The organism is Rahnella aceris, assembly GCF_011684115.1.
Taxonomy (GTDB): domain Bacteria; phylum Pseudomonadota; class Gammaproteobacteria; order Enterobacterales; family Enterobacteriaceae; genus Rahnella; species Rahnella aceris.
The window spans coordinates 22,322-38,523 of the sequence record NZ_JAADJV010000003.1; the positions used below are offsets into that span (position 1 = coordinate 22,322).

Consider the following 16,202-nt stretch of genomic DNA (forward strand, 5'->3'; position numbering starts at 1 on the left):
GTGCCAATAATAAGAAACTGAGTGTCATGAGGCATAAAAAAATCACATAACGCCTCTTCAATCCCTGTCCGCCCGCCGTTCTGTGCGTGGCGGATGGACTCAACCGGAATGGCATGGTTTATGCTTCATTATAAAATATGATGCATCATATTTTTAACAATGCCGTTCTCTTAGCGTTTTTCCTTACTTTTTCGTTAACCCAGGAGTCACAGCATGTTCAAGAAAATAGCCCTTACCACGCTTCTTGCAGGGTTGGTGTTTCAGGCTCAGGCGGAATCCCTGACCGTGATTTCTTTTGGTGGCCTGAATAAGGACGCCCAGGACAAAGCATTTTACAAACCTTTTGCGGCAGCAGGAAAAGGCACGATTGAGCCAGGAGAATACAATGGCGAAATGGCGCGCATCCGTGCCATGGTTGAAACCAAACAGGTTGGCTGGGACGTCGTGGAAGTGGAAAGCCCGGAGCTTATCCGCGGCTGTGATGAAGGGCTGTTCGAACCGCTGGACTGGAACAAGCTGGGCGACAAAACGCAGTACGTGCCGGGCGCGGTCACCGAATGTGGTGCGGGCATCTTCCTGTGGTCAACCGTGCTGACTTATGACGCCAGTAAACTGAAAAAAGCGCCAACCAGTTGGGCCGACTTCTGGGACGTGAAAGATTTTCCGGGCAAACGCGCACTGCGCAAGAGCGCCAAATTCACGCTGGAAATCGCCTTACTGGCAGACGGTGTGAAACGTGAAGATATTTACAAAGTTCTGGCAACCCCTGCGGGCGTTGAACGTGCTTTCAAAAAACTTGATCAGATCAAACCGAACATTCAGTGGTGGGAATCCGGTGCACAGCCGTTGCAATGGCTGGTGTCCGGCGATGTGGTCATGACCTCTGCGTATAATGGCCGCGTCAGCGCCGCGCAAGGTGAAGGCCACGATTTCAAAATGGTCTGGGACAACAGTCTCTACGACCTCGACAGCTGGGCCATTGTCAAAGGTTCCAAACACAAAGATCTGGCCGAACAGTTTATAGCCTTCGCCAACAAACCTGAAAACCAGAAAGTCTTTGCCGAAACCATCCCCTATGGCCCGACCGAGAAGTCGGTCACCGGCATGATAGACGCGAAATATGCTCAGAATCTGCCAACCGCTGAGAAAAACCTGGCAGGCGCTTTGCAGGTAGATACTCACTTCTGGATTGAGCATGGTGAAGATCTCGAGCAACGGTTCAACGCCTGGTCTTCTAAGTAGTCGGCCCTTCATCCTTCAAGCTGCACCTGCGCTGGCTTCACTCGTGAACCCCGGTCACATACTCAAGTATGCTCCCGGGGATCCGTCTCGTTCGCCGCCTTGCTGCAACTCGAATGATTTTGGGCTGTGAGCCCGATAAAAGCATAAAAACCTCGCAGCGGGAGAAAAACATGAGTCAAACCGAAATGTTGACCACACCGGTGACGGAGGAATCAGCAGAAGGGCCAACATTGCGTCAGCGTCTGCGTAAAGTGGAAGCGGCGTATACGCGTCGTTCTTTATTGCTGATCGCGCCGCTGTTGCTGTTTGTTATTGTCAGTTTTCTGTTCCCGATTGCGTCCATTCTGGGCAAGAGTGTGACTAATCCGGAACTGGGCGCAACCCTGCCGGAAACTGTGGCGCAGCTTGCACACTGGGACGGCAAAACCGTGCCGGATGAAGCGACGTTTACTGCACTGGTCACCGATTTGCGTCATGCCCGCAGCAGCGGTCAGATGGCAAGCATTGCCAAGCGTTTAAGCTACGAAGATAACCGTTACCGCAGCCTGATCACTGGCACATTACGTCACGTACCCGCGGGAGGGGGCGCGATCCGTGAACCGTTAATCCAGAGCATGCCGCTGTGGGGTGAACTCAGCACCTGGCAGACGCTGCAACGTGCTTCGGGTCCGGTGACTTCTCTCTATTTATTGTCGGCGTTCGACCGGAAGGTAGACGTGGATACTGGCAAAGTTGTCGCACTGCCACCGGATCAGGCGCTGTACGTCAACGTGCTGCTGCGCACATTGTGGATGGCGCTGGTGGTGACGATTTGCTGCGTCGTGCTGGGTTATCCGCTGGCGTACTGGCTGGCAAAACAACCTTCCGGACGCGCGAATTTGCTGATGATTCTGGTGTTACTGCCGTTCTGGACGTCGTTGATTGTCCGCACGGCCAGCTGGATTGTGCTGTTGCAATCGGGCGGCCTGATTAACCGGGCGTTACTTTCCACCGGCATTATCGATCACCCGCTGGTGATGGTGTTCAACCGCCTCGGCGTTTATATCTCGATGACGCACATCATGCTGCCGTTTATCGTCCTTCCTTTATATGCGGTGATGAAAAGCATTTCGCCTAATTATGTTCGCGCCGCGATTTCACTGGGTGCGCATCCTTTCTCCGCCTTCTGGCGGGTGTACGTGCCGCAAACCTACGCGGGTGTCACGGCCGGTGCATTGCTGGTGTTTATGATGGCGATTGGTTACTACATCACGCCTGCGTTGCTGGGCGGTCCGGGCGATCAGATGGTCAGTTACTTCGTGGCGTTCTTTACCAATACAACCATGAACTGGGGCATGGCCGCAGCGCTGGGCAGTCAGTTGCTGGTGATTGTGGTGCTGCTGTACATCGTTTACATCCGCGTTACGCGCACCAAAGCTGAAATTGCAGCGCATTAAGGAGCCCGAAGATGAAACACGCAATGAGACAAAAAGGGGCGTTAATCCTGCGGTTATGGCGCTGGTGTTTTAATTTCTACAGTGCGGCGGTCCTGCTGTTTCTGATTGTGCCGGTGCTGATCATCGTGCCGCTGTCATTTAACGCCGGTTCGTTTCTCAGCTATCCGCTGACAGGTTTTTCGCTGCGCTGGTATCAGACGTTTTTCCATTCCAATGAATGGCTGAGTTCACTGGGTAACAGCCTGCTGATTGCGCCACTGGCGACTTTGCTCGCCACTCTTCTCGGCGTTCTGGCTGCGGTCGGGCTGGTGCGCGGTGAATTTCGCGGTAAATCACTGGTGATGGCCATTCTGATTTCGCCGATGATCGCGCCGGTAGTGATTATCGCCGTTGGCATGTTCTTCTTCTTTGCCCGCGTATCCCTGCTCAACAGTTATCTCGGGCTGGTGCTGGCACATGCATTACTTGGCGTGCCGTTTGTGGTGATCACGGTAGTGGCGATACTCAAAAATTACGACCGCAATTTATCCCGCGCCGCCGCCAGCCTCGGCGCGTCGCCGTGGACCGTATTCCGTAAAGTTACGCTGCCGCTGATTGCGCCGGGTGTTTTCTCAGGAGCGCTGTTTGCGTTTGCGGCGTCATTCGACGAAGTGGTGGTGACGTTATTTCTTGCCAGCCCGCGTCAGCGCACGCTGCCTATCCAGATGTTTGCCGGTATTCGTGAAAACCTCGACCCGACCATTGCGGCGGCGGCGTCGCTGATGGTCGGTGCATCGCTGATTTTGCTGCTGGTGATGGAACTGCTGCGCCGCCGTGGCGAACGCCTGCGTCATTCGACGGCAACACACTGACGTTAAATTCATCAGAGGACTTTACAGGTCCTCTTTTTTTGATTATTCCTGATGCATCAAATATCAAAAGTAACGGGAGCCATTTCTCATGACTGACACAACTCAGAAAAAAACGCTTTTGCTGACCGGCGCAAGCCGTGGCATTGGTCACGCGACGGTCAAACATTTCTATGCTGCGGGGTGGCGGATTTTCACCGCATCGCGGCAGAACTGGGTGGATGAATGTCCGTGGGCAGAGGGTTTTCTCAATCATATTCACCTGGATCTGGAAGACATCGACAGCGTGCAGAAAGCCCTGCCGATGATCAAAGAACGCCTCGGCGGACGGCTGGATGCGCTGGTCGATAACGCGGGTATTTCACCGAAAACCCCTACCGGTGGTCGTCTCGGTGTGCTCGACAGTGATTACGCCACCTGGTTGCAGGTGTTTAACGTCAACCTGTTTTCAACCGCCATTCTGGCAACCGGATTATTTGATGAACTGAAAACCGCACAGGGCAGCATTATCAACGTAACCTCGATTGCGGGCAGCAAAGTGCATCCGTTTGCCGGTGTGGCCTATGCCTGTTCTAAAGCGGCGCTCTCGACGCTGACCCGCGAAATGGCACACGAATTCGGCCCGCACGGCATACGGGTAAATGCCATTGCGCCGGGGGAAATTGATACCGCGATCCTCTCGCCGGGCACGCAGGAAATTGTCGAGCGCAGCGTGCCGTTGCAGCGACTGGGTAAGGCTGAAGAAGTCGCTTCACTGATCCATTTTCTGTGCACATCGGGCGCTTCTTACGTGAACGGCGCTGAAATACATGTGAACGGCGGTCAGCATGTCTGAAGCGCCGTCATTGCTCACCACGGAGGTACCGCGTGTCAGCAGGTCGCAGGCAGAAAATATTGCTGCGCAGGTTTACGGGCTGGAAGGCAAAGCGGAGGTGCTGGGCGGCGAACGCGACAGCAATTTTTGCCTGACCACGGGGCCTGGCCACGCTTACATGTTGCGGTTTGTTAATCCGGCGGAAGTGCCCGCAGAAGTGGCTTTCCAGACCGCCATTCTCAGCCATCTGGCGATACGCGACAGCCAGTTGCCGGTGCCACGGTTGCAGGAAAGTCGCCACGGTGAACTTACGCCGCAGGTGACGGTTGACGGACAAATGCTGACACTGCGTGCCGTCAGTTATCTGCCCGGTATCGCGCAATATCAGGTGTCGCGTTCAGCGGTGCTGATGCGGGAAATTGGCGACACGCTGGCACGGCTGGATATCGCGCTGAGCGATTTTAACCATCCCGGCGCACAGCGTGATCTGCTGTGGGACATCAGCGACATGTCACGCCTCGAGGGCTGGTTAACGCAACTCACTGACCCTGAGCAGCGCCGCACCATTACCCGCGTGCTGGAAACCCACCGGCAAAAAGTGGTTCCGGCCAGCCAGCGGTTGCGCAGACAAGTGATCCACAATGACCTGAATGCCCATAACGTTCTGGTAAACAGCGCTGATCCGCAGCGTCTCGCGGGCATTATTGATTTCGGTGACGCCCTTCACGCGCCCCTGATTAACGAACTGGCTACCGCCCTGGCTTATCAGCTCGATAGCGACGGCGACGATCTTTTCCTCTATTGCCGTCCGATGATTGCTGCGTATACCGCGCGTTTGCAACTCACCGGTGCCGAGCTGGATGTTTTACCGGAACTGGTGGCGTCACGACTGGCGCTGAGTCTGCTGATTGCCCAGCATCGTGCGGTGCTGTATCCGCAAAACCGTGATTATATTTTGCGTAATCAGGTGCATGCATGGGGAAGTTTATCGCGTCTGATGGCGCTGCCGTTTTCGCAGACTGACCTGATATTTCGTCAGTCATGCGCGTTTGAACAGAAATAAGAGGCCGTTATATGCTCACTCCGAAACAGGTTTTAGAAGGTCGTCAGCAATTTCTTGGCGGCGGTTACCGGCTGTTTTATCAGGAACCGCTGCATGTGGTGCGCGGCGAAGGCGTCTGGTTATATGACAGCGAAGGGCGGCGCTATCTGGATGCTTACAATAATGTTGCGTCTGTCGGTCATTGCCATCCGGCGGTGGTTGAAGCCATCACCACGCAGGCCGCGCAACTCAATACACACACGCGTTATCTGAATGATGCGATTGTCGAATTTGCTGAAGATTTCCTGACCGAGTTTCCTCCTGAGCTGCGCAACCTGACCATGACCTGCACCGGCAGCGAAGCCAACGATCTGGCGCTGCGTGTCGCACGACAAATTACCGGCGGGCAGGGCGTTATTGTGACGAGCTGGGCGTATCACGGTGTGACCAGCGCGCTGGCAGAACTTTCCCCCTCGCTTGGTGACGGGTTTGAGCAAGGCAAAAATGTCTGGCTGACTGATGCGCCGGACACGTTCCGCCATCCCGGCGTATTCTCTGCGGGCGTGGAGCGCGCGCTGGAAGAAATGAAACACGCGGGCGTGAAACCGGCGGCGCTGTTAGTGGACACGATTTTCTCCAGTGATGGTGTATTCAGCCCGGACCCGCTGGACATGCAGCGCGCCGTCGGGCTGGTGCGTGCGGCGGGTGGATTATTTATCGCAGACGAAGTGCAGCCCGGTTTTGGCCGTACCGGCAGCCAGCGCTGGGGATTCGCCCGCTACGGCGTGACGCCTGACCTGGTCAGTCTGGGCAAACCGATGGGTAACGGTCATCCGGTCGCCGGGCTGGTCGGCAGACCGGAACTGTTCGCGGAATTTGGCCGCCGTCAGCGCTATTTCAATACTTTCGGCGGTAACCCGGTTTCCTGCCGCGCCGCGCATGCCGTTTTACAGATTTTGCGTCGTGAAGAGTTGCAGCAGAATGCGCAGATGACCGGCGCAATCTTGCGTGAAGGGCTACAAAAACTGGCGCAACGTTATCCGGTCATCGGCGATGTACGCGGCGACGGTTTGTTTATCGGTGTGGAACTGGTGAGCGATCAGCGCAATACGCCTGCGCCGGAACTGGCGGCATTTATCGTCAATGAAATGCGCCAGAAACAGGTTTTGATTAGTGCTACGGGACCGGCGGCGAATGTCCTGAAAATTCGCCCGCCGCTGGTCTTCCAGCCGGAACACGCGACGCTGTTGCTGCAAACACTGGCAAGCGTGCTGGCGGAGATGCCGGGATAAGGAACGCACATTTGCGAAACCGAATGTGCTATAGAATTCAGGAACATCGGCTATCCGCGTAATGTATGCGCCTTTAGCTGATGAGGTACTGAATGTCGGGTCTTGAATGTAGCGATTTAAAAATCTTAGTCAATTCATAACAAAAACAGAGTTAACTCTTTATCAAAAAGATCTTTGTTGAAGACCTGGTGAGTGGTATTTTAAAATCACATGAGGGAATTATAAATTACTTGAATGTATTAAGAATGTGATGGTTACTCAGGGAGTAAAGAATGATTTATTCAAGTTGGAAGTGGGTAGTATTACTCCCGTTACTTACAAAACCTGTTTCATTTGTTTTATTTGGTGGTGTGGTCTCTTCACTTATTATTTTCCCTTTATTGTACAGCCAGGATGTTCAGGAGTGGAAAGGCAATATTAATAACATTCAAAATATGGGCAGCTTTTATGATTCAGATAATTTGCAAGGAGATATCTCAGCAGGAAACTATATCAGGAATCCTTCACAATACACTGAGGTGCAAGTTAAGACTTTACTGTTCTCTAAGTCAGGAAATCCGCAAGAATGTAACGCCAAAATCCGAGAGTTTTTAACTTCAGTCAAAGAAATACAGCCTCATAATATTCCCGTTGTATTAAATAAAGTGTGTGCTAATCGTGGATTTGCTATCGGAAGGTTTGCTGATGAGAATACCATCATTTCTATTTTACCCTTGCATGATAAAGGCTACAGTTTAGTCGGGGTTAAAATACGTAAATACTCCATTCTGGGAAAACCCGCTTTCTCGAAATCTATAATGAATTTTTCGAACGTCTGGCCTGCATTAATTATTATCATTTTATCGATGGTTATTAGCTATTTACTGTCATTAATAGCAGGAGGATATCTCCGGGTCCTCAATGAATATGCATCTAAAGATGGATTAACAGGATGTTTACGAAGGGAGGCATTTTACGCGAAAGCAAGTTACGAATTAGAAAAATCCAAGAAAAATAATGTGCCTTTTAGTGTTTTAGTGATCGACCTTGATCATTTAAGAGACGTGAATAACACCTATGGCCATGCCAAAGGTGATACGGCTATTTCTCTGATTGCTGAAACAATACTTAAGAGCTTACGTGGAACTGACTTTGTTGGCAGGGTGGGAGGCGATGAATTTATCGTTATACTTAAAGATACCACACCTGCAGATGCATTATTAATCGCAAACAGGATCCGTCATTCAGTGAAGAGTTTAAAACTTGATGATTTATCTTTATCAGTAAGTATCGGTATCTCTCAGTGTGAGAAACAGAATGCAACATTACAAGAAATCATTTCTAAAGCCGATACGAATCTCTATCTGGCAAAGCGTCAGAGAAATGAAGTTGTTTTTGAAAATGATATCCTCAGGTAATTTCTGTTGTTACAGTATGCCAGATACTGCTGGCTGATGTTTTCTTCTATGTGTCAAATAAATGCGATTTCACTTAATACATTAAAAAGAGTCCGCGAGATAATCTCAGACCCCCTGAATACCCTTTTTTCTCAGCGCATACGTTAGCACGCACGCTACAGGACTTTGCGACTTACGCTCAGAAACTCGACCATCTTCTGGCTGCCGTCGAGAATGTCTTCCTGAATGGCACGCCTGGCGGTTGCGCCGTCGCCTTTACGCAGTGCAATCAAAATCTCTTCGTGATGTTCAATGGCCATACGTTGTGAGAAATGAGCATAAGCCTGTGCAATCAGCGGGCCGGTGCGCATCCATAAACTGTCGATGAAATTGCTTAAAAGGGGCATCCGCGCACTTTGTGAGAGCATCAGATGGAACTCGCTGTTGAGGCGCAGTGCTTCGGGCAAATCTTCGCTGCTGATGGCTTTGCGGTTATCTTTAATATTCTGCGTAATCCGTTGCAACTCATATTCCGTTACCGATTGCGCTGCTTTCTCCGCCCCGAGACCTTCCAGTTCCAGCCGTAAGGTGCGAATTTCCTGATATTGCTGTTCATCGAGCTGCGGTACGCGGATGTCTTTCGGGGTACGCATTTCCAGCGCCTGTTCTTTGGCCAGCTGTAAAATCGCATCCCGCACCGGCGTGACACTGGTACCCACCTGTTCGGCCAGTTCGCGGATACGTAAACGATCATTAGGTTTCAGGCGGCCGGTAATCAGTGCCTCGCGCAAGGTGGCGTAAACGCTGCTGCCCAGATAGGCGTGATTAATTGAGTTGATGGGATAATTCAAAAGTTCACCGTAGCAATGAGAGTGCGCATACCCGGAGTTGGGAAGAGGCCGTGGAAAACGATTATACAACATGATGCATCAAATGTGAGGATGGCGGGGGCAGCCTTTTCTTTCTTTTGAAGCGACTGCCTGGCCAGATATCATGCTGACCAGGCAGGGTTATTACATGACCAGCTTAACTTCCTGCTTCCTGCGGAGCAGGGTCATCCTGCAAGTGCTTTTTAAAGTGTTTCTCAATCTGTTCTAACGTTTTACCCTGCGTTTCAGGCGCAAAGATAATGGCAAATATTCCGCCTGCGACACCGATGGCGGCAAAGCAGAAGAATGACATCGTCAGCCCGATAGACTCCAGCATGATCGGGAACATAAAGGCGATGGAGAAGTTGGTCATCTGCATGGCAAATACCGATACGCCGTTAGCCATGCCGCGGATGCGCATCGGGAACATTTCCGACAGCAGCAGCCAGGTAACAGGCGACAACGCGCCCTGCTGGAAGCACAGGAAAATCAGCATACCGCCAAGTACCAGATAGCTGCGAACCGCATCGGGATGACCGTTGACAGTTTCCGGCATCAGCCAGGTGACTAATCCGATGGCAAGCAGCGTCAGGGTACAGCCGATCTGACCGGTCAGCAGCAGCGGACGGCGCCCGAAACGGCTGAGCAGCATGATGCCCACAAACGTCATGATCACTGAGATGACCCCGTTGGCGATAGTCGCCATCAGAGACGCATTAGTGCTTAACCCCGTGGCCTGCAACATGGTCGGTGCGTAGAACATAATGGTATTCACGCCGGAGAGTTGTTGCAGCATGGCGATACCAATCCCCAGAAACACCAGACGTTTCATCCACACGGAGATAGTCTTCTGGCGGCGGGAATGCTTCTCGCTTTTGGAACTCATGGAACTGCGGATCTCGCTCAGCTCTTTCTCTACTCTGCCTGCCTTACGGGTACGCTCCAGCACGTCACGCGCTTCGCGATAGCGGCCGTGCATGGCATACCAGCGCGGAGTATCAGGCAGGAAAAGCATCCCGACCCACAGCACCACGGCCGGAACGCAGGCGACACCCAGCATCCAGCGCCAGGTGGTTTCGCCACCCCACACTTCGTTGATGGCCGCATTACTGGTATACGCAATCAGCTGGCCGGAGACGATCATCAGTTCCTGTAATGTAACGAACTGCCAGCGGCGATGAGAGGGGACGATTTCCGCGATATAGATGGGCACAATCGCTGCCGCGCCACCGACTGCCAGCCCCAGAATAAACCGGCAGATAATCATTATCACGACGTTGGGCGCCGTGGCACAACCGAGCGAACCGGCCATAAAGATCAGTGCCATCACCAGAATGACTTTCTTACGCCCGAAACGGTCAGCCACGCGACCAGCACAGACTGCACCCACAGCCGAACCCAGTATCAGGAAGCTGGTGACCATCCCGGTTGTTAACGATGTCAGATGCAGATCGTGCTTCATGAACAGCAAAGCACCGGCAATCACCCCGGTATCGTAGCCAAAAAGTAAGCCACCCAGGGTGGCAATAAAGGCAATTACTTTCACCAGCGGTTCGGTCGGTTGCGAGGCTTTCGCCGCATCATCCCGACCGCCACTGTTTATTTTCTCACTCACAGATGCTCCCTAATCATTACTTTTCTTATGGTTTTTGTGTGACTCATGTCACACATTATAAATCTAACGCATAATCCGGATATTGAAAGGAAACGGGAAAAATGAAGGGAAACGAAGGCTGGTGGCGCTGAATTTAACGGGGGAAATGTTACTTTTTTGTGACGAGATATTCGTAAAAGTGATTAGTAATGCTTAACAAATAAACATCAAGAATGTCAGGCTCCATCAAACGATGATGAAACCTCTATTCTTACCTAAAAGTGAGTCACCGCGGCATAATTGTGGCGAACGTACCGCGCGCGGCTCGACGCTGCTGGCCACCATATCCAGCTTTCCGCAGGCAGCACGCTTTTCACCACATTTATCCTGATGTATGCCGCTGACAGCCTGAATACGCAGGAAAAATGGCGCGTTGCAGTACCTGCCATGTTGCTGGCTTTTGTCGCCGGTGCGCTGGGCCTTGTCGCTTCAACCGCGCATCTGGGCTATCCGCTGAATGCCTTTCATGCACTGAGTCATATCAGCAGTTCCTGGCTGAGCCGGGAAATCGTTTTCGCCAGTCTCTATCTCGGTATTCTGGGGTTGACCAGGCTGATCGGGCTGGTAGCAAAACGCGTCGTGACTTCTCTTCTGCTGCTCGCTTCTCTTTTGGGCCTGATTGATCTCTTCTGCATGAGCGCGATTTACGCTCATACGTCTGTCGCGACCTGGATGCACATCAATACTAACGTGATGTTTTACCGCGCTGACCGGCTGGTGATGCCGCTGACTCGCGTTGCGCCCTGTACTGAAGAATTGCTGATGTGGCACAGCGAATACGGCATCCGTTTTGTTGAGATGAAAGCGGAAAGCGCGGCTGGCTGGTTTCAGGCCATCGCCACGCTGAATGTTCGCCTGAAACGAATGCAGGAACCGCTGTGGAATATTGTGCCACCGTCCCGGCAAACGATGAACGGTTCACGCCGCCGGTGGTTGCATCTTAAAAACGAAGGCGCTTCTGCCGGTAACGTACCTGTCGGGCGTCGGTTCAGGCGCGCCCGTTTTACACAGATCAGTGAATATCACGTTGATCTCGATAAACACCGTTGCGTACTCTGCGGCGCCTGTAGCCGTGTCTGTCCCGAACAAGCCATCCGCCTGGATAATCTGGCATTAACGCTGGATCCTGTGAAATGTACCGGTTGTGGCAACTGCGAGGCGGTGTGCTTTGATGGCGCTATCTCCGTATCCGCGCGTGAAAACAGTGAAAGTACGTTAACCGTTTCCAGGCTTGAACAAGCACAATGCCGGGTGTGTGGCTGCATATTTCCCGCCTGGTCTGCGCAGGATAATGAATGTGCGGTATGCCGCCGCCATGCTTTTGGAATGCGTGAGGCCTGAAATGAACATCCCGGCGGGACTGCGTTACACTACAGAGATAATTTTTGGCTCAAATTTTATGCTTTCTGCCGAAAACGAGCCTGTTTTCGGGTCAGAGAACTCTGTTTACACGGCGAAGAAGCGTCAGGTTTTGCCTGAAACGGCGCAAACCTATATTCTATCGGCCAATTTACTGAGACAGTTGCAATGAGGTCTATATGATTATCAAACCACGCATCCGTGGCTTTATCTGTGTTACTGCCCATCCGGAAGGTTGCAAGGCGAACGTTAAAGAACAAATCGACTACGTTACCGCGCAAGGCAAAATCGCAGGCGGTCCGAAAAAAGTCCTGGTGATCGGTGCTTCTACCGGTTACGGCCTCGCTGCCCGCATCTCAGCTGCTTTTGGTTCTGACGCAGCAACGCTGGGTATCTTCTTCGAACGTCCGGGCGATGAATCCAAAACCGCCACTGCGGGCTGGTACAACTCAGCCGCATTCGAAGAATTTGCCGATGCCAAAGGTCTGTACGCAAAAAGCATCAACGGCGATGCGTTCTCTGACGAAGTGAAGCAAAAGACCATTGAGCTGATCAAACAAGATTTGGGTCAGGTTGATCTGGTGGTTTACAGCCTGGCTGCGCCACGTCGCACCCATCCTAAAACCGGTGAAGTGTTCAACTCCACCCTGAAACCAATCGGTAAGCAAGTCACTATTCGCGGCATCAACACCGACAAAGAAACCATCAACGAAACCACGCTGGAACCGGCAACCCCTGAAGAAATCGCGGGCACCGTTGCAGTGATGGGTGGCGAAGACTGGCAGATGTGGATCGACGATCTGAAGGCTGCCGGTGTGCTGGCCGAAGGCGCGAAAACCACGGCGTTCACCTATCTGGGTGAAGAAGTGACGCAGGACATTTACTGGAACGGTTCTATCGGTGAAGCCAAGAAGGATCTGGACAAACGTGTTCTGGATATCCGTAGCACACTGGCAGAGCAGGGCGGCGACGCACGCGTTTCCGTACTGAAAGCCGTTGTGACGCAGGCGAGTTCTGCTATCCCGGTGATGCCGCTGTACCTGTCACTGTTGTTCAAAGTGATGAAAGAGAAGGGCACTCACGAAGGTTGTATCGAGCAGGTTTACGGTCTGTACAAAGACAGCCTGTATGGCGCTGAGCCGCTGGTCGACAACGAAGGCCGTCTGCGCGCTGACCTGAAAGAGATCGCGCCAGAAGTGCAGGCTGAAGTGGGTAAACTGTGGAATGAAGTCACCAACGATAACATCGCGGAACTGACTGATTTTGCAGGCTACAAAAGCGAATTTATGCGTCTGTTCGGCTTTGGCCTGAACGGTGTTGATTATGCTGCCGACACCAATCCTGACGTGAAAATCAAACATCTGATCCAGATGTAATCTGATTTAGCGTACAGAGATTATGCGAACCCGCATCTGCCGAAAGGTGGGTGTGGGTTTTTTAATGTTTAGTAGATTTCAAAAAGCCACTTTGAAAGCGGCTTTTATAATCAGATAGCTAAACTCAACCGTATTTTTTGGCGAAGTTTTCATCTGAATCGCACAGATAAATAATGAATTCAATGAATGCAATTATTGAAGGAATAAACGTCCAGCAGAAGATGAGGTATAAGAACCCTTGCCCGATTTTACCCAGATAGAACTTATGAACACCAAAACCACCCAGGAAGAAAGCTAACAACGCTGCAGCAACCCTGCTTTTAGTCCCCTGAGGATTAATACTTTGAGTGGCGCCACAATGAGGGCATGATTTAGCCGACTCGTGGATCTCCTTTCCGCATCCTCTACAAAAAACCATAGATCCCATTTCTATTTCCTTACATGTTATTATTCGGACTAATCTTACCCGTAATTATCATTAAGAAAAAGAGAATGATGATGCTCCAGGCTGATGGGGCGGCGCTCCACCCGTGTACCGCGCGGCCAGTGAATGGTCTTCAATATGCTTTCTCATCAATAAATAACGCCGCAAACCCTAAAGCCTGCGGCGTTCTTATTTCATGACACTCTGCTCTGCACATCAGCCATAGGCCACTTTGTGATTGATATGGTAAAAGGTCGCGGTGGCAGCCATAACGTGTTGCTGCTCTTTACCCGGTTTGTGCGATTCCACATGGGTAATGTGGTAGCCGACAGCGCCTGCATCCAGTGCTTTTTTAACAAATGCATTGTTGAGTTCTTCCATGGAGGTAGCCCAGGACACCGTGCTCACGCCGACAGCTTGCAGCGAGGCGATCTCGCGATGTGATAACCCTGAGCGGACCAAAACAGGCTTAACCGCTTTGGGTGAGAATATGGATAAGACATCATTCACTAAGCCTTTCATGGATTTACTCCTCATCAGGTCATTTTTCTAAATCGGATATTAAGCCGCACCGTTAATCGATCGTTGTGATGACGCATCTGAGATATTTAACGGGCGTGAGGTTAATAAATACCTTTTCATGTAATGACCTTTAGCTTTAATTGCTAATTCTTTGTTAAGCAACCTCCCGCCACAATTAACACGAAAGTAACAGAGGATATTTTCACCTGGTTACAGGTCATGTATTTTTGAAATGAGTGCAAGAAGGGGCACATTTCACGCCCTGTCTGCAGTTTGCGCATTTCACCTTTCGTCCACGGTCCGGAGAGTGCGCTGGATAGCGTCGAAGGATTCAGACCCACGGCGCGGGAAGCGGCGGCCAGCATTGCGCTTCGCCAGACCGGTGTTCTCTTGTTATGTCTATTCCAAAACACATTAAAAAATGCCTTCTGCTCCACTAATTGCGAGTCACTTCACATCATCCCTTTCACGAACTCTATATAAAACACCGTGCCAAATAAAAAGAAACATTGTTTCATAAAAACAAATTTCGAATGACGTCTGAGCAAGGATGAATGAGGAATGTTGAAAAAATGTAACGATAAAGTTTCTTATAAAAAGGCCGCAACTTTCAATCAATATAAATTCAATGAAAGAGGGGAAGATGGAAATATTTCTGAGTTTGGTTAAAACACCGGCTGTTATCATTGCGATTATCGCATTTCTGGGATTGGTTTTTCAAAAAGCATCGGTATCAAGAATCATCACCGGAACGGCACTTTCTTTTATCGGATTTACCATGATAAAGGTCGGTGGCTCAATCTTAATGAAAGTGTTAACGGCTTTTAGCACTTTGTTTTCTAACGCCTTTAACATTGTTGGTGTGGTGCCGAGTAATGAAGCCATTATGGCAGCAACCATCGATCAGATTGGTTCAACGGCAGCGATAATTCTATTGTTCTCTATGGTGATTAATATCCTTCTGGCCCGCTTTACGCGTCTGAAATTTATCTATCTCTCGCTGCATCTTGTCCTGTTTATGTCCTTTGCATTAACAGCAGTGCTGATGCAACTGGGTTATAGCTATTATCCCATTATTATCATCTCGTCGATTTTCATCGGTCTTTATATGGCCGCTTCTCCGTTTTTCCTGAACAGATTTAGCCGTGAAATCATCGGTTCTGACGAATATGCCATTTCTCACGCAGCCATATCTTCATATATCATCGGTTCATATATGGGAAAATGGTTCGGTAATAAAAAGACCGATACAGAACATCTCAAAATCAGTAACAAGTTTGATTTCCTGCGTGAACCCAATATCGCCACGCTTTTAACGATGCTGGTTCTTCTGCTGATATCCTGTGTATTCGCTACGCAACCGCAGATCAAAACGGCGATGACGCTTGTGTATGGCGCCGGTGCGGCAGATAAAAATACGATTATTTTTATTCTTGAGCAGTCGGCTGTGTTTGCTTGCGGTCTGTATCTCGCCAAAGCGGGCGTCAATTTATTTACGGCGGAAATCGTACCGGCGTTTAAAGGATTCTCACGAGTTTTCGCACCTGGCGCGGTCCCGGCGGTGGATGTCATGGTGCTTTTCACTAAAGCGCCAAATGCCACGTTGATTGGTTTTCTGGTGAGCTTCTCTGTGGAACTGGCCTGTATTCTCATTTTCCCGTTTGTCGGATTGCCCATTATTGTTCCGGGCATTATGGCGAGCTTTATTACGGGAGGCGCGGCGGCCATCTTCGGTAACGCCACCGGCGGGTTCCGTGGCGCGATTATTGCCAGTGGTATCAACGGACTGCTGTTATGTGTGTTACCTGCACTGACGTTGCCATTATTCTCACATCTTGGTGCGCAGGGTGTCACATTTGCTGACCCTGATTTCACCCTCTCTTCGCTGATTCTGGACCATCTGATGGGGCTGTTTAAGTAACCACAAAGGCGTCTCGTTATCAGCAGG

General features: G+C 50.9%; 15 protein-coding genes. 10 read left to right on the forward strand and 5 right to left on the reverse strand.

What is annotated here, in order from left to right; genetic code table 11:
- Nucleotides 1–213: 213 nt before the first annotated feature.
- The 7 genes from GW591_RS15610 to GW591_RS15640 all read left to right on the forward strand — a co-directional run bounded on the left by GW591_RS15610 (nt 214) and on the right by GW591_RS15640 (nt 8,071).
- Nucleotides 214–1,242 (forward strand): ABC transporter substrate-binding protein, encoded by a 1,029-nt coding sequence (locus tag GW591_RS15610; protein WP_013577998.1) that lies wholly within the window; start codon nt 214–216, stop codon nt 1,240–1,242.
- A gap of 170 nt (nt 1,243–1,412) precedes the next feature.
- Nucleotides 1,413–2,678, forward strand: a complete 1,266-nt coding sequence (locus GW591_RS15615; protein WP_166860949.1) for an ABC transporter permease — start codon at nt 1,413–1,415, stop codon at nt 2,676–2,678.
- A gap of 23 nt (nt 2,679–2,701) precedes the next feature.
- A complete protein-coding gene (locus tag GW591_RS15620) occupies nt 2,702–3,529 on the forward strand; it encodes an ABC transporter permease (protein ID WP_131637575.1) in 828 nt (275 codons plus the stop codon).
- 88 nt (nt 3,530–3,617) lie between these two features.
- Nucleotides 3,618–4,361, forward strand: a complete 744-nt coding sequence (locus GW591_RS15625) for an SDR family NAD(P)-dependent oxidoreductase (RefSeq protein WP_014416620.1) — start codon at nt 3,618–3,620, stop codon at nt 4,359–4,361.
- Nucleotides 4,354–5,403: a phosphotransferase gene (locus GW591_RS15630; protein ID WP_119262365.1), complete on the forward strand. Its 1,050-nt coding sequence runs from the start codon at nt 4,354–4,356 to the stop codon at nt 5,401–5,403. Before GW591_RS15625 ends, GW591_RS15630 begins: the two co-directional genes overlap by 8 nt.
- Before the next feature lie 11 nt (nt 5,404–5,414).
- The gene (locus GW591_RS15635) at nt 5,415–6,674 is read left to right on the forward strand and encodes an aspartate aminotransferase family protein (protein WP_013578003.1); all 1,260 of its coding nucleotides are present in this window, start codon (nt 5,415–5,417) and stop codon (nt 6,672–6,674) included.
- Nucleotides 6,675–6,946: 272 nt separating this feature from the next.
- The gene (locus GW591_RS15640; protein ID WP_013578004.1) at nt 6,947–8,071 is read left to right on the forward strand and encodes a GGDEF domain-containing protein; all 1,125 of its coding nucleotides are present in this window, start codon (nt 6,947–6,949) and stop codon (nt 8,069–8,071) included.
- Nucleotides 8,072–8,226: 155 nt separating this feature from the next.
- Here GW591_RS15640 and GW591_RS15645 read toward each other — a convergent pair whose 3' ends face one another.
- Complete coding sequence (locus tag GW591_RS15645; protein ID WP_041689163.1) at nt 8,227–8,901, reverse strand: GntR family transcriptional regulator; 675 nt, start codon at nt 8,899–8,901, stop codon at nt 8,227–8,229.
- 175 nt (nt 8,902–9,076) lie between these two features.
- On the reverse strand, nt 9,077–10,534 hold the full coding sequence (locus GW591_RS15650) for a sugar porter family MFS transporter (protein WP_013578006.1): 1,458 nt from the start codon (nt 10,532–10,534) through the stop codon (nt 9,077–9,079).
- A 279-nt stretch (nt 10,535–10,813) separates the two neighbouring features.
- Between GW591_RS15650 and GW591_RS24145 the strand changes: the two genes are divergently transcribed.
- Together GW591_RS24145 and fabV are read left to right on the forward strand one after the other, a co-directional pair.
- Entirely contained in the window at nt 10,814–11,914 is a 1,101-nt protein-coding gene (locus GW591_RS24145; RefSeq protein WP_225444947.1) for a DmsC/YnfH family molybdoenzyme membrane anchor subunit, read from the forward strand.
- A 197-nt stretch (nt 11,915–12,111) separates the two neighbouring features.
- Nucleotides 12,112–13,308 (forward strand): enoyl-ACP reductase FabV, encoded by a 1,197-nt coding sequence (gene fabV / locus GW591_RS15660; protein WP_013578012.1) that lies wholly within the window; start codon nt 12,112–12,114, stop codon nt 13,306–13,308.
- Between the two features lie 124 nt (nt 13,309–13,432).
- Here the strand turns inward: fabV and GW591_RS15665 are convergent, their stop codons facing one another.
- The 3 genes from GW591_RS15665 to GW591_RS15675 form a co-directional block, all read right to left on the reverse strand.
- Complete coding sequence (locus GW591_RS15665; RefSeq protein WP_013578013.1) at nt 13,433–13,735, reverse strand: TM2 domain-containing protein; 303 nt, start codon at nt 13,733–13,735, stop codon at nt 13,433–13,435.
- 213 nt (nt 13,736–13,948) lie between these two features.
- Nucleotides 13,949–14,254, reverse strand: a complete 306-nt coding sequence (locus tag GW591_RS15670; RefSeq protein ID WP_013578014.1) for a YdgH/BhsA/McbA family protein — start codon at nt 14,252–14,254, stop codon at nt 13,949–13,951.
- Between the two features lie 143 nt (nt 14,255–14,397).
- The gene (locus GW591_RS15675) at nt 14,398–14,619 is read right to left on the reverse strand and encodes a helix-turn-helix domain-containing protein (protein WP_121019859.1); all 222 of its coding nucleotides are present in this window, start codon (nt 14,617–14,619) and stop codon (nt 14,398–14,400) included.
- Nucleotides 14,620–14,897: 278 nt separating this feature from the next.
- Here GW591_RS15675 and GW591_RS15680 point away from each other — a divergent pair, with 278 nt between their 5' ends.
- Nucleotides 14,898–16,175: a PTS ascorbate transporter subunit IIC gene (locus GW591_RS15680; RefSeq protein WP_013578016.1), complete on the forward strand. Its 1,278-nt coding sequence runs from the start codon at nt 14,898–14,900 to the stop codon at nt 16,173–16,175.
- Nucleotides 16,176–16,202: the final 27 nt, after the last annotated feature.